This is a genomic window from Undibacterium sp. (assembly GCF_030683615.1).
Lineage (GTDB): Bacteria > Pseudomonadota > Gammaproteobacteria > Burkholderiales > Burkholderiaceae_D > Undibacterium > Undibacterium umbellatum.
In genome coordinates, this window is sequence record NZ_JAUXQE010000008.1 from 50,188 (window position 1) to 65,036 (window position 14,849).

The 14,849-nt window shown below is 51.4% G+C and carries 11 protein-coding genes; 6 read left to right on the forward strand and 5 right to left on the reverse strand.

The window, feature by feature from the left end; translation table 11 throughout:
* Positions 1 to 2: 2 nt before the first annotated feature.
* From Q8K39_RS05325 to Q8K39_RS05340, 4 genes are all read right to left on the reverse strand, one after another.
* Positions 3 to 1,238, reverse strand: a complete 1,236-nt coding sequence (locus tag Q8K39_RS05325; RefSeq protein WP_305258597.1) for a HAMP domain-containing sensor histidine kinase — start codon at positions 1,236 to 1,238, stop codon at positions 3 to 5.
* Positions 1,231 to 1,932, reverse strand: a complete 702-nt coding sequence (locus tag Q8K39_RS05330) for a response regulator transcription factor (protein WP_305258598.1) — start codon at positions 1,930 to 1,932, stop codon at positions 1,231 to 1,233. Before Q8K39_RS05330 ends, Q8K39_RS05325 begins: the two co-directional genes overlap by 8 nt.
* 83 nt (positions 1,933 to 2,015) lie before the next feature.
* Positions 2,016 to 3,071, reverse strand: coding sequence for an AraC family transcriptional regulator (locus tag Q8K39_RS05335; RefSeq protein ID WP_305258599.1), 1,056 nt, complete (start codon positions 3,069 to 3,071; stop codon positions 2,016 to 2,018).
* The gene (locus Q8K39_RS05340) at positions 3,071 to 3,994 is read right to left on the reverse strand and encodes a GGDEF domain-containing protein (RefSeq protein WP_230413914.1); all 924 of its coding nucleotides are present in this window, start codon (positions 3,992 to 3,994) and stop codon (positions 3,071 to 3,073) included. The genes Q8K39_RS05335 and Q8K39_RS05340 overlap by 1 nt, the downstream gene beginning before the upstream one ends.
* Before the next feature lie 466 nt (positions 3,995 to 4,460).
* Here Q8K39_RS05340 and Q8K39_RS05345 point away from each other — a divergent pair, with 466 nt between their 5' ends.
* The 5 genes from Q8K39_RS05345 to Q8K39_RS05365 all read left to right on the forward strand — a co-directional run bounded on the left by Q8K39_RS05345 (position 4,461) and on the right by Q8K39_RS05365 (position 11,968).
* Positions 4,461 to 6,998: a TonB-dependent receptor gene (locus Q8K39_RS05345; protein ID WP_305258600.1), complete on the forward strand. Its 2,538-nt coding sequence runs from the start codon at positions 4,461 to 4,463 to the stop codon at positions 6,996 to 6,998.
* Between the two features lie 11 nt (positions 6,999 to 7,009).
* Positions 7,010 to 8,869 carry a phytase gene (locus tag Q8K39_RS05350; protein ID WP_305258601.1) on the forward strand — a complete coding sequence of 620 codons (1,860 nt, stop codon included), beginning with the start codon at positions 7,010 to 7,012 and terminating at the stop codon, positions 8,867 to 8,869.
* A 246-nt stretch (positions 8,870 to 9,115) separates the two neighbouring features.
* Positions 9,116 to 9,385, forward strand: coding sequence for a HEAT repeat domain-containing protein (locus Q8K39_RS05355; RefSeq protein ID WP_305258602.1), 270 nt, complete (start codon positions 9,116 to 9,118; stop codon positions 9,383 to 9,385).
* Between the two features lie 225 nt (positions 9,386 to 9,610).
* The gene (locus tag Q8K39_RS05360; protein ID WP_305258603.1) at positions 9,611 to 10,906 is read left to right on the forward strand and encodes a hypothetical protein; all 1,296 of its coding nucleotides are present in this window, start codon (positions 9,611 to 9,613) and stop codon (positions 10,904 to 10,906) included.
* A 225-nt stretch (positions 10,907 to 11,131) separates the two neighbouring features.
* Positions 11,132 to 11,968: an HDOD domain-containing protein gene (locus Q8K39_RS05365; RefSeq protein ID WP_186956581.1), complete on the forward strand. Its 837-nt coding sequence runs from the start codon at positions 11,132 to 11,134 to the stop codon at positions 11,966 to 11,968.
* A 56-nt stretch (positions 11,969 to 12,024) separates the two neighbouring features.
* On the opposite strand, the gene Q8K39_RS05370 is transcribed toward Q8K39_RS05365, so the two are convergent.
* On the reverse strand, positions 12,025 to 13,098 hold the full coding sequence (locus Q8K39_RS05370; RefSeq protein WP_305258604.1) for an acyltransferase family protein: 1,074 nt from the start codon (positions 13,096 to 13,098) through the stop codon (positions 12,025 to 12,027).
* Between the two features lie 399 nt (positions 13,099 to 13,497).
* On the opposite strand from Q8K39_RS05370, the gene Q8K39_RS05375 reads away from it, so the two are divergent.
* The gene (locus Q8K39_RS05375; RefSeq protein WP_305258605.1) at positions 13,498 to 14,823 is read left to right on the forward strand and encodes an MFS transporter; all 1,326 of its coding nucleotides are present in this window, start codon (positions 13,498 to 13,500) and stop codon (positions 14,821 to 14,823) included.
* Positions 14,824 to 14,849 lie beyond the last annotated feature (26 nt).

Here is a 14,849-nt window from a genome sequence, read left to right on the forward strand (position 1 = left end):
ATTCAGCTTCCAGGTATTGCCTGCCGGGGAATGATTTCCACTTGAAATTTGTCTACTGAGTGTTCAAAGCGAATTTCCCAACCCAAGGCGCTAGTGATTCTTTCCATCAGGTTACGTCCATGACCAAAGCCTGCAGTATGACTATGTCTGTCAGATCTGATTGCATTGCTGAGTATGAGCTTGGGATGTTCAAAGAACACGTGTATGGCGGCTTGCCCATCGCCATGCGTCATGGCATTGTTGAACAGGTTATTGAGCAGCAGTCCAATCAAATGCGGGTTGCCCAGCACTAGCCATTGCGCGGGTAAATCCAGCGTCACTTCATGACGCTTGGCAGGCGTACTGTAGTGTACAAAGAGCAGACTTTGTTCTATGCATGCAATCAAGTCTAGCTTGATGGGCAGCATGTTTTCCGCCCTGGCTAAGGCCAGCAAAATGTCCAAGGTGTGCATTAAATCATCGACAGATTGTCGCGCCACCAACGCATCTTCCTCAGCGAGAATGCGCCCCTGGCCAGCAAGCAGCAGATTATTGAGAATAGTAATGGGGGTACGCAACTCATGACTTAAGTCACGAGTGAAATTGGTTTCACGCAAAAGCGCAGTGTGCCTTGCATGCAGGCTGTCTTCCAGCTTTTTGGCCAGGAAGCCGATTTCATCTCTGCGCAGGCTAGCTTTAAAATTCGGTATCTCTTTTGCCGGTGTCGCGCTCACTTCCTCAGCCAGTTGTTGCAAGGGCAAGGCAATGCGCCGCACCAAAAAATAAGCCAGAAGCAAGGCTGCAACCAGCATCAGCAGCGCGACTGCCGACATCATTCCTGCCACTCTTGTCGACAAATGGCTGACAACCAGAAATGGACTTACTTCAGCGAGCAAATACACTTCCTGTTCAGAACCAAGTTGTAGCCTTAGCACATGATAATGTTTACCATCCTTGCCAAAAATCTCCAGTTTCTTGCCACCTGTTACGTGCGATTCTCTTACTTCTTGGCTAACGGCTGCTGGCATGGCATCGACGGAAGTATACAATTGCATGAAATCCATGTCTGGCCTGGGCAATGTCTCATGACTGGTGCTGCTCCTGATCATCACTTTGGCTTGTTGCGCCAGCATACTCTCCAGCACCATGTCTTCTGTGACATAGGCAAGCAAGAGCGCAATCAGGGTATAGGCGATGCAAATCAGGGCCGTGAAACTGCCCAGTATCATGAACAAGCGGCGCTGGATACTGTCAGTCATTCTCATCGAGTTGTAATTGATAGCCTATCTGGTGTATGGTAGCCAACATCTTGCGGCCACTCACCCCTTCCAATTGCTTGCGCAGGCTGTATATATGTGACTTCAGCGCATCACTCTCTGGGATGGCATCACCCCAGATAGCCTGCAACAACACGGAGCGGGACACTGCGCGCGGGTATTGCTGTACCAGCATCAATAGAATTTTGAAGCCGATTTGCGTCAAACCCAGTGCCTGCCCCTGGTACCTGGCCTGCATTTCACGTGGCAATAATAACAGCGGTCCCAGATTGATTTGCTTGTGGACGTGTAATTGCTGACGACGGGCCAATGCCTGGCAACGCAAAGCCAGTTCACGCAAATCGAAAGGTTTGGTCAGGTAATCATCAGCGCCACCTGCAAAACCGTTTGCCTTGTCTTCAAACGCGTCTCGCGCAGTCAGCATCAGCACAGGCATATTGCAAACAGCAGTCGCTTTCATCTGGCGACAAACTTCCAGTCCATCCATGTCGGGTAAATTCAAATCCAGTAAAACTACGTCATAAACATTTTCCTGAGCCAGATGGACTGCCAATTTCCCCTCATGCGCAAAATCACATGACCATGACAAGCCCTCAAGGAAAGCCGTGACCTGCCGTGCTATCGTCAGATTGTCTTCAACAACGAGGATTTTCAGCTTTTTTAACTCTGCATGCATTGAGTGAGGTACCCAGTTCCCATCTTTAAGCGATAGGCTGGACTATATCGCCTCACTAGTCAGGGCACAATAACAAGTTGCAATTACCCCAAGGCATGCAAACTTAAACCGGGGAAATCATCTGCCAGTTTCTCTTTCAATAAGCTCGGTGTTACCCCCGTCCAGCGTTTGAAAGAGCGACGGAAATTATTCGCATCATGAAACCCCAGATGGTGAGCGACGGCTTCATTGTCATATTGGAGGCTCTGGAATAAGTAGAGAGCAACATGGGTGCGCACCTGATCAAGCTCTGCCTGGAAATGCGTACCCTGTCTGGCAAGATAACGTTTCATGCTGGCCGGGCTGACGCCAAATGCCGCTGCCAGTTGTTCCAGACTGGGGCTGCAACGTATATGGGCCAACAGATAATCGTAGACAGCATTCAGCAGACTAGGTGTTTCATCCATCAACAAGGCTTCTTGCCTGGCTTGTTGCAGAGCGAGGTTTGCTGCCAGTGCATTACCACGTGGCCAGGGCAAATCCAGATATTCCGAGGCGATCAGCATGGCATCCAGATGGCAATTAAAACGCAGCTCCCCGCCCAGATGTACTTCATGTTGCTCGGTATGACGGGCAGCACTGCGGTTGAAGCAAAACCGCCACGGCAAGCGCCTGCCGCTCAGCCAGCGGCACATGGCAACTACCGCTGTCATATGCATTTCCACAATGGCTGGACGCAAGCTCGGTGCGCCATAACTGTCCATCCAGTACAAAATACTGTAATCCTGTCCTGCACTATATCGGGGTTTGAGCAAAGGACACAAACGAGTGGCATGCATGCACAAAATATCCAGCGCCTGACGCAAGTTTTGCGCCTGTAATAATGCGTGACTGACGCTGCCAAAATGTCCTGGCAACATTTGCTGACCAAGCATGAAACTACTGTCTGCACTACGCAATGCTTGCAAGGCATTGCCCAGTAGTTGCAGGTATTGCTGCGGGCTGATGCGGCATAGACCCTGGGTGATATGCTCGGCTATCAAATCGCTGCCCCGCAGGATCAGGTCATCATCAAGTTCGCGGTCACGCGCATAGGACAGTATCTGGGCAGCATGATACTCCGCTGGCAGGCAGGTATCGGCTGCCTGATGAAAACGCATTACAGTGCTCCCGCTGGCAATGGCGGCTCGACACTGGCATGTGCACTGCTCTCAAGCGCTCGGCTCAGTCTGGACAGCAGGGTATCAGGCACGTCATCTGCCATGGTGCAGGCATGGCGCATGCTGATTTCCAGCGTCTGCTCTTGCGCGCAATACCGCATCTGCCTGACCATATGGCATAGATGCACAGCCAGTGCCTGCGCCTCTTCCAGGCTGCGGTCATGCAAGACCAGAGCAAATCTGTCTCCGGCATAGCGGCAAAGCACATCCTTATTGTGCAGGTTCAGCAAGAGCATATGACTGACTGCCAGCAAGACCTTATCGCCTTCATGCTGGCCATATTGACGATTGATAAGATGAAACTGATCTATGTCCAGCAACACCAGAGCACAAGGCAAGCCTGGATGATTGTCCATCTCTAGCTTGATTTGCAGGCGCAAATAATCGGCATTGCTGAGTTGGGTCACACGATCAAAAGCACGGTGATCGCGAAACAGGCGTTCACGTTTTTGCAAGTGCTCATTGAGTGCAAACTGTTCTTCACGCCAGTAATACATGCCAGCCGTGACGATCAGCATACCGGTAAATACCAGCATGGATTCCAGTAGGTGAGCCCAAATATCTTCCTTGGGAATAACAAAGAATTCATCCAGGCAATCCGCCCATGAACCCAGCATGATGGCGGCCAGGCCAAAGGCGAACAAGCGCGTCAGCAGTCCTCTGGGGCGGCTACTGAGCATGAGCAGCAGCCACAGTCCAGCCATCATGGCAGTACCACCCTCTCCAACGATGTCCATCCACTTCCATCTAATCAAGGGCTTGGGCGTGCCCATATAGGCATATAAAAAAATAAAGGCACACAGTGCCAGGCAGGCAGAGATAATGAAATTTCTATGCAGGCGCAACATGGAATTTTTTAACATTGCATTCACATCCAAAGGTCAGGTCGCGCGAGACTAATTGACGTGCGTGACAAGAAGATGACATGGGTGTTTTTTGATATGGCCTATGGATGGAAAACAACGGGGGTGCAAACGGCTCATTTTTTCACCGGCTTATGTTAAAAACACAAAAGACCTCTCAACACAGAGACACATAGAAAAGCAAGAGAGAGGAAAAATTCTTTGCCAAAATGGATGAATTCGTCTTGAGTATCCTCTTTTCCTTCCTCTGTGCCTCTGTGGCGAGCTTTTTGGTCTGTTTTTCAAAAAACCAGTTATCAGCTATTTATCGCCAAACGCAAAAGTCATTTCAGCTCATATCCTCGTCATTCATCTCATTATTCCTGTGCAAGAGCAAATCCGGCTCCCATCTGTCACAGAACCGACATATACGTCCCCTAGAATCCGCCCACTCTTTTGCCATTCACTACCTGCGGAAATCGTATCCATGAAAACCCTGAAGAAAAAACCTATCCCTCAACTCTCCATTATCATGCTGGGCATTTCGGCCATGCTGAGTGCCCATGCCCAAGGCCCTAATGTGACCGTCAGTGATGCCAGTACTGTCACAATCACCGGTCAGCGCACCAGCTTGCGCAAGGCACTGGAAATGCAGGAAAAAGCTGACAATATCGTCAGCGTAGTCAGCAGCGATGACATCGGCGGCTTGCCGGATAAAAATGCGGCTGAAGCACTGGCCCGCCTGCCGGGCATCGCCGTCCAGCGTGACCAGGGTGAAGGCCGCTATATCTCGGTGCGAGGCCTCGGCGCTGATCTCAACAGCGTGAGCATCAACGGTGCTCTGGTGCCATCCCCCGAAGCCAGCCGTCGTGCTGTGGCCCTGGATGTCTTGCCAGCCGGGATGATACGTTCTCTGGAAGTGACCAAGACCTTGCGCCCGGAACAGGATGCCAGTTCACTCGGTGGTGCAGTCGAGGTCAAAAGCCTGACCGCCTTTGATTTGCCGGGCAAATTCCTGACATTGAATACTGGTGCCAGCTATGACCAGGTCACAGGCAAAACCAGCCCGAATGCCGGTCTCTTGTGGGCGGACCGCTTTGCTGGCGGCAAGCTGGGTATCGCTGCAGGTATCAGCGCAGAGAAACGCAGTTTTGGCTCGGATAATGCAGAAACCGGTGGTGCCTGGGAAAACGGCAAGCTGGGCGGATTTGAACTTCGCGATTACCTGCCCGTGCGTGAACGTCATGCCTACGCCCTGAATCTTGATTACAAGCCTACAAGCACACAAACTTATTTCCTGCACGGCTTCCTGAGTGATTTCAGCGATGACGAAGTACGCGACCGCATCACCCTGGGTAATTTTTCCAGCGGTACTTTGACAGAAGGTGCAAGCACTACCGCCAGGGCAGAACGCCGTATCCGCCAGCGTAAATACACTCAAACCATCAGCTCTCTCGTACTGGGTACGGAACAAAAATTCCAGGAATGGAAACTCGATCTGACAGCAGCTTCCAGCCGCGCCAGCGAAGATACGCCAGAAGCCTTGAACGATGGCCGCTTCCGTGGCAATGCCAATTTTGCTGGCGTCGGCTTTATCGACGGTGAAGTGCCCAGGATCATCGGTCCGGCCAGCCTGTATGATGCGGCCAATTACAGCCTCAATGCCATCAGCCTGCAACAACGTTTTTCCAAAGATACTGAGCAACACCTCAAATTTGATCTTGCACGCAAATTCCATTTCGAGCAGTTTGAATCGAATCTGAAATTCGGTGCCAAGGCCAGCCGCCGGGAAAAAACCAATGACACCAATCAATGGACGTATAACAGCAACAAAACCAGCAGTGGCAATTATTGGGGCCCGGGTTCCACCTCCATGACAGGCTTTGTGCAAAACCAGGCTCTCGATTATCCACTGGGTAATATCGGCACTGCCATCAGCGCTGATCTGGTACGCGCACGCGTCGCAGGTCTGGACAGGAATGCAGCTCGCCTGGCGTTGGAATCTGCTATCAATGATTACAAGATCAACGAAAATATCGATGCAGCCTATCTGCAGAACAGTTTTGATACTGATGCCCTACACATATTGGCTGGCGCCCGGGTAGAACGCACACAGTTTGACGCAGCTGGTACAAAAGTGACCGGCGGCACCAGCCTGCAAGCCATCAATCGCCAGCGCAGTTATTCAGACTGGCTGCCATCCCTGCATCTGCGTTATGACCTGGATAAAAAAACCAGTGTGCGTGCTGCATGGACAAATGCGGTCGTGCGCGCCAACTTCAGCCAGTTGGCACCAGGCATCAATCTCACCAGTACCACTGAAGCTGTCATCGGCAATCCGGACCTGAAACCGCTGAAAGCCAGCAATCTTGATTTCGGTGTAGAAAAAATACTGGACCATGATGGCAGCGTGTCGGCTTATCTGTTCAATAAGGATATCAAGAACTTCACCTACACCACCAATCTGGCCGGATCTGGCGCATGGCAAGGCTATACCAGTGCTGTCACTTATGCGAATGGTGATAGCGCCAAGGTCAAGGGCATAGAACTGGCTTACTCACAGCCACTGCGCATGTTGCCAGCCCCCTGGAAATATCTGATCGTTGGCGCAAATGCCAGCTTCACCCGCTCAAGTGCTGACATAGCGCGCTATGATGCAGCCCTGGGCAAGTTCCGCAGCCGTTCCATCAATCTGCCGGGCCAGTCTGACCAGGTCATGAATCTGATGCTGGGCTACGAACACGGCCGCGTCAGTACGCGCCTGGCAGTCAACTATAAATCTCCTTATCTGCTGGAACTGGGAACGGATATTTTACGCGCTGATCAGGACCGTATTGTTGACGCCCAAAAGCAGCTGGATTTTTCTCTGGCATATCAGATCAACAAACGCTTCCAGTTGATCTTTGAAGCGGCAAACCTGAACAATGAAAAATACTATGTCTATCAGGGATCACACCAATACAATGCCCAATACGAACAGTATGGCCGCACTTATAAAATCAGCTTGAAAGCCAGTGTATTCTGATGAAATTGAAAATGATGAAAACAAAATATCTGATATCCAGCCTGGCTTTTCTGACAGCTTTTTCCTGCGGAACATCCGCTTCGGCAGCCAGCCTGCCACCCGCTGTCGCCGGTCGCGCGCCGGAAATTGTCGCGCTACCAGATGGTGGCTGGCTCCTGCTCGACAAACAAGGTCTTCGCCTGCTTGACGCCGCTGGCAAGGAACGCAGCAAAATCAGCCTGCGGGCAAAGCACCTGGACGCACGCCCTCATCCAGATGGCATGCTGGCGGTATTCATGGATGCCGATACGCAAAAAACCTATGCCTATGTGGCAGATGTGAAAACCGGGAAAATGCGTTTGCAGACCAGCGTGGCATCGCCAGATTTTTCACTGGAAAGCCTGTGTCTGTATCGCGATGCGCAGCAGCTGGATCATGTCTTCCTGATCGGCAAGGAAGGCCAGAGCGAGCAATGGGTCATGCATAATGACAGTGCGCAGTTGGTACGCAAGCTGGCCCTGCCTCCACATAGCAAACATTGCCGTGTTGATGACCATAGCCAGACACTTTACCTGAACGCGCCAGATAGCGGTGTATGGGCATTTACCGCAGAAGCAGAAACTTCAGCCAGACTGAAACCTGTCGCCATGGCTGCCCCGCTTGGAAAATTGCAAGGTGGAGCCTCAGCCATCAGTGCAGTGCCAGGCGGCGTGGCAGTGCTGGATGCCAAGGGTAAAAAGCTGCATCTGTATCGCCAGAAAGATGGCCAACATTTTCAGCCTGCCCAGGTCATCAACCTGCCATACAGCGCAGCAAATATCCAGGTGCAGGCAGCCAACGGCAAGCTCGACATGCTGCTACAGGATGAGCAGGCGAAAACCTGGCGTGCCAGTAGTACAACCTGGATATACTCCACAGCAGCCCCAAAGATTGCCGTCATAGAACCGTCGGTACAAACCGATGCCGTCGCCCGCCATGGCGATGCTGCCGATGATCCTGCCATCTGGGTGCATCCGCAAGATGCCTCATTGTCGCGCGTGCTGGGCACCAACAAGAAGCAAGGCTTGCTGGTGTATGACATGCAAGGCAAGCAAACACAATTGCTGGAAAGCGGTCGTCTGAACAATGTTGACGTGCGCCAGAATATCAAATGGGGCCAGCAAAGTTTTGATATCGCCATGGCGACCCAGCGTGATGAAAACAGCCTGGTGTTATACGTCATCAATGGTCAGGGGCAAGTGGCAGAGGCAGCACGCTTTGCCACCAAACTGGACAAGATCTATGGCTTTTGCCTTTACCAGCCACGCACTGGTGGCCTCGAAGCTTTTGTGAATGACAAGGATGGCACTTTTCAGCAATTCCGCATTACGCACAATGAGCAAGGCTTCAGCAGCAGCCTGGTGCGCAACTTCAAACTGGGCAGCCAGCCAGAAGCTTGTGTGGCAGACGACAAGACTGACCGTCTGTTCATGGGAGAAGAAAAACGCGGCGTCTGGGTTACATCAGCCAAAGCCGATCAACCTGCTGATATGCAGATGGTCATGCCTGTAGGTAAACAACTGGTTGCCGATGTCGAAGGTCTGTCCATTTATTTTGGTGAAAAGGCAAATTACTTGCTGGTGTCCAGCCAGGGTGACAACAGTTACCTGGTGCTGGAGACGCAAGCTCCGTATCGCCTGCGTGGCAAATTCCGCATAGGTTTGAATCTGGTCAAGGGCATAGATGGCACATCAGAAACAGATGGACTTGATGTCAGCGCCATTAATTTTGGCGGCGAGTTTGCCAACGGCATGCTGGTGGTACAGGATGGCTACAAGCGCCTGCCAGATGGTACGCAAAACTTCAAGTACATAGCCTGGAAGGCTATCGCCAAGGCCTTCAAGCTGGATTAGCGCGCGCTTCCAAAGCGCAGTATCGATATCGCAATTAAAGTTTACATAGCAAGGACCTGCCTCTTTTCCAAAGGCGCAGGTCTTTTCTATTTCCGCTAGCATTTCAGCAATCTGTCTCAGCAATCGTGCGGCCGCAATTGGTTTGACGGCATCGTTAACGTAGGCGGACGTCAACTGCATGAATTCCATGCCGGTAGTGGCAATCACACCATTATTTTCTAAGCTCGCTCCACGAGTGAATTGACCGTGTGGTGCAAGACGACACTCGCCTTGCAAGGCCAACGCCCGGCAATATGGCAAATAGCTGTCTGGGGTTTGAGTGAAATGCGCTTTCCTGAAACCTGTCCTACCATAGCTGCCCTGCTAAGTGACCCAGATAGCGCACTTGGCGATATCGGCGAAACTCGCTGGCTGGATGCGATGTTGCACTTGTTGAAGGATGACGATCCGCGAGTAAGATCAAGCGTTGCCCATGCCCTGGGCGATTTGCAAGAGAAAGCCAGCATTCCGCACTAACATCTATATTGAATGATGCTTACAAGGGAGTGGTGTAACAAGTCCCGTGGACGCTAATGGAAATGAATTGAATACGATCTGCAAATCCCAAACCGAGCGGCAATCGTCTTGCGCAAACTTGCCATGAGTACAAAACAATGACAATTTATCGACATCTCCATGAATATGTCCAAGGCATCAGCATCTATGCTGATAGAACGACAAAACAATTAGTGAGACGATAAATTGAACGCCCGACAACTCATACTTACAGGCAGTATCTGCCTGATTAGCAGCCTGCTGCTGGCCTGCGGCGGTGCTAGTAGTACTCTTAATACTCAAGCCCCAAAAGTTGCAGGCCCAACTTTGCGTGGCACAGCAGCGGCTGGCCTGGCCATTGTTGGCGCAACTGTCAATGTCAAATGCCGCTCAGGCAACGGTGCCACGAAGACAGCGATCGACGGCACGTTTGAAATTGTCCTACCAGCAGGCAGCTCTTTACCCTGCGTACTGGAAACCACCAATCCAGGCAATTCAAGAACACTGCATGCCATTGCCACCAGTGACGGCACCATCAATCTGACACCCCTGACGGAAATGCTCTCCACCAGACTAATGCTGGCTGACATGAATAAGGTATTTGCCAATCCGGATTTCGGTGACATCAGCAAAACAGCGACTGCAGGCAATATCAAAGCGGCGCAAGCCGATGTCAGTGCCGTATTGAGTGGCTTGCTCGATACCAGCAGCCTCAGCGACTTTTTAAGCAGCCCCCTGAAAGCAGCCACCACAGCAAACCCCGGCGCTGGAGATACACAAGACAAAATGCTGGATACCTTGAACCTCGCGCTGGCCAACAATCTGTATCAACCTTTGTTGAATATGCTGACCAAAACCACGCCCGGCATCATGGCATTTGGCCGCCCCGGTTGCGTAGTGATGGGAGAGGATGGAAAATCTTTATCTTGCAGCGGCCCAGGCTTGTGGGAAACCGCTGCCAGAATCGATGTTTTCCCGGCGGCACTGATACTAGAACCAGGTGGCAAGCAAGTGATCACGGCAAAAATCGATTATCTGCAAAACGTCGAATACATTCGCCAGCCGGTCAAATGGCAAGTTGTGGAAGCAGACGGTGGCAGCATCAGCAGCAATGGTGAGTACACCGCCCCCAGCAAGGCTGGCATTTATCATGTACGGGCACAAAGAGAAGACTTCCCTACCCTTAGTGCAACGGCACTGGTGATTGTCAATACTACCTCACCCGGCTTTGTTCCGACCCTGAGTGTAGCGCAGCACATCGTCAACGTCATGCCGGGTGGAAGCATTGCACTAAAAGCAGATATCAACTATCCGCCCAATGTCGAGTACTTACGCGAGCCAGTCAGCTGGAGCATCGTCGAAGCTGGCGCTGGAGAAATCAGCCTGCAAGGCGTCTATACTGCACCGACAAAAAGCGGGGTTTACCATGCCAAAGTACAAAGAGATGATTTTCCGTCTATATACGCAGTGGTGGAAATTTTGGTAAATTACCCCCCTGATTAAAACTTGCATCATTTCTCTTAGCGCGTATGCTATTGGCAGGCTGAGAATGATTGCAAAATAAAGTTAAATTTAAAGTTGCTTTTGAGAATTTTTTGACTATCATGAAGGCAGTCGATCATTCCTCATGGCAACTTTTAGTATGATGTATTAGCCGCAACATGCGAGTTCATGTAGCAAACAGGCCAATGAGTGGAGGGATCGCCAGATGATTACCGGGAGAAAGTCATGGACAGGTTGGAAATTTTTAAAAGCATAGCCGCGGAAGTCAATCGTGGGGATATCGTCTTCCCTACCAATGTGGAAGCTTCGCTAAAACTACAGCGTATCCTTGATGATCCTGATTGCCATATCGATACGGCAGCCAAACTCATCATGGCCGACCCGCTGCTTTCTGCACGCACCGTGGCAATTGCCAACTCAGCCGCCTACCGCCGCTCCACCAATGAAATCACGCATGTCAGGCTGGCAGTTAACCGCCTGGGTTTTCGCACCCTGAAAGCTATGTTGGCTGCTGTCATCGTACGCCAGCTCAATAGCAAGGTCACAGACCCGGTCTTGAAAGCCAAGGCTGACAGACTATGGGAGCACTCTGCCCACGTATCTTCCCTGGCGCAGGTGATTGCCAAACAAGTGACCAGGGTTGATCCTGAAACCGCCATGTTTGCGGGTATCGTGCATGAGATAGGTGGTTTTTACCTGATTTCGCGTGCAGAAGAATTCCCTGGCTTGCTTGATGGCGAACCAGAAATCTGGATCGAATATGGTGAGCGCATGATAGGCCGAGGCATCATGCGCCAGTTGAATATACCTGAGAGTGTCATGAACGCGGTGGAAGCCATGTGGCACGGCGTTTGCGCCTTCCCACCAGAGTCTCTGGGCGACACCCTGATCCTGGCAAATGATATCGCGCCAGTATTGTCACCGCTGCACGATGTAGACAGGGAATACAATAAACGCTTTGCCCGTCGCCTGAATTTTGACACTGAGGACAGCAGCTTCCAGATCATCATGGAAGAGCAGGAAGAGCAAATTGATACGCTCGCCACTGCCCTGATGATGTAAAAAAACTGCCCCAGCCAGCTGCCGCATCTGGCTGGAGCATCCCTCCCAGACAATACTCAAATAGTAATCCGCCACCCCTTTTTGTTCATCGCAAAAGTCAGGGCAGCAAACACCAAAGTAAAAGCCGCGGCATAAGCGAAGGACGAAAAATCTTCGCCAAATTGGTTGACCAATGCCGGCGCAAATACGTGCTGGTAAATCAGCCTATCCCAGCCCGTCCACGCCAGTACGCAGGTTGCCAGCCATGCACCAGCATAAGCAGCTATCGCGTTCACGCCAAAACTTTTTCCTATGGCTGGCCAGCCCTGCTTGTCTATCAACAAGTGCATGCCCAACAAAAGCAAGATCGCCCAGGCGCTAGTCCAGCAAACAAACGAGGGTGTCCACAATTGCTTGTTGAAGGGCAGATAAGCCGACCAGATCAGCGCCAGCAAGACCAAGCCGGCAGCACCTGCCAGCATTTGCTTCAACTGACCATCCCGCATGGCCCTGCCCGCCCAGACACCGAAGATGACACTGACCATGGCCATCAGGGTTGACAGCAAACCTTCCGGCTCTTGCGCCAGGCCGGTTTGCACATCATAGCTGTAGGCGAGCTTGCCAAGTATTGCTGTATCTATCTTGTCCACCAGGTTCAGGTGCGGCTCATAAGAGCCACTCCATACCAGCAAGGCCCAATAAGCCAGCATGGCAGCAAGGCAAACCATGACCTGGCTGGACAATTGCCGCACATGAATAATCAGGCAGGCAACCACCGCATAGCAAATGCCTATGCGCTGCAAGACGCCCATAAGGCGGAAGTGGCGGCCGTCAATCAGGGCCCAGGCAATCAAATGCAAGACCACGCCCAGCAGGAACATGCGCAGGCTGCGCCAGAGTATGCTCTTGCGCACCGCAGCCACATCCATGCCCTTGCCTAATTGTGCATCCAGCGACATCGCCAAAGAAGCGCCGAGTATGAACAGGAAAAATGGAAAAATAAAATCCGCAGGCGTGCAACCATGCCATGCGGCATGTTCCAGCCAGGGGAAGACATGCGACCAGTCACCTGCATTGTTCACAAAAAGCATGGCGGCGACCGTCAAGCCACGCATGGCGTCCAATGCAGCGTAACGTTTTACTGTAGACATACCCAAGTTCTCCCTAGTGCACTGAGACCAGTGCAGAAATACCAATTTATGCCTGCCGCATCACCCGACCAAAGAAAAAGCCTGGAACCGGGTCACACGCAGGATAATACCAGTGTTAAAATCTGACAAAGTGGTATTGAATCTGGTCTTATATATTAAAGCTATGAAAAAAAACCTATTTCCATAGTAAAAATATCGAAAATGCATAGACAAGCAGCCTACAATTACAGACCAATTTCAAGTGATCCACATCTTACTGGCACTTAAGTGGCATTGCAAATATAAAACCAGTTGACCGGCAATTTTGTGGCTAGTATGTTTGTAGCGCTGGCAAGGAAATACAAAACAAATAAACCGAGAACACGGGTTTCAAGAAAATTAATCTGTAGAGACAAGTCCATGAGCATAGAAAAAACCAATACACCCCATCCCATGCGCTGGGTGCCCAGCCTGTACCTTGCATCCGGCCTGCCGTTCTACGCCGTCGCCCTGATCGCTGGCCTGATGTATAAAAGCATGGGTGTACAAAACGACCAGATTGCTCACTGGACAGGTCTGCTTGGCCTGGCCTGGGTCTTCAAATCGTTGTGGAGTCCTTTCCTTGAGGCTGCTGGCAGCAAGAAAATGCTGGTCATCATATTCCAGCTGATTGGTGGCGCGGCATTGGGCCTGGTGGCACTGTCACTTCAGTTGCCAGCCTATTTTGCAATCAGCATTGCCTTGTTCGGCGTCGTGGCGTTTTCCTCAGCGACGCATGACATCGCCGCCGATGGCCTGTATATGGCCAGCCTCAGCAACAGACTGCAAGCCAAGTATGCAGGCTGGCAAGGTGCATTTTTTAATGGGGCAAAATTTATTTCCCTGGGTGGCCTGGTGTATCTGGCTGGTTACCTGGAAAAGTCCTTGCCCCCCGCTCAAGCATGGACCATTATTTTTGCCATCATGGGTGTCCTGCTATTCAGTCTGGGCCTCTATAACAGCTGGGCATTGCCTGGTGAAAAAAATGCTGCACCTAAAGCGTCCATGCATAGCATCTTTGTCACCTTGCAAGATGTGATTATTGATTTTTTCAAAAAACCCGGCATCTGGCTGGCCATCGTTTTCATCATCCTGTTCCGCGCTGCGGAAGGGCAAATACAAACCATAGGCCCACTATTCCTGCGTGAAGCCAAGAACCTGGGCGGACTGGGTCTGACTACCGATCAGGTCGGAACCGCTTACGGCATAGCGGGTACGATTGCGTTTTTGGGTGGCAGCATACTGGGTGGGTATTTTGCCTCCTGGCTAGGTTTGAAGCGTGCTCTTCCATGGCTGATCCTGGCCATGAATACTCCCAACCTGGCATTCTTCTTCCTCAGCAGCAGTTTGCCCGAGAGCATGACAATCATCACTGCCGCGCTGGCATTTGAGATGTTTGGTTATGGCTTTGGCTTCGTTGGTCTGATCCTGTTTATCATGCAAGTGGTTGCCCCCGGCAAATACCAGACCGCCCACTATGCGCTGGGTACAGGTGTCATGCAACTGGGCTTTGTATTTTTCAAAACCATCAGTGGCGACATACAAATTGCCCTGGGTTACAAGAATTTCTTTTTGTGGGTCTTGCTCAGCGCCATCCCTGTACTGGTCATGACACGCTTTGTCTCCTTTGGTGACAGTGCCAATCATGGCAAGGAAACAGCGACCAAAGATACGCCCGATGGCCTGGTGAAAACTGCCGACGCCTGATTGACCTGTCGAAGGGCCTCTTAAAA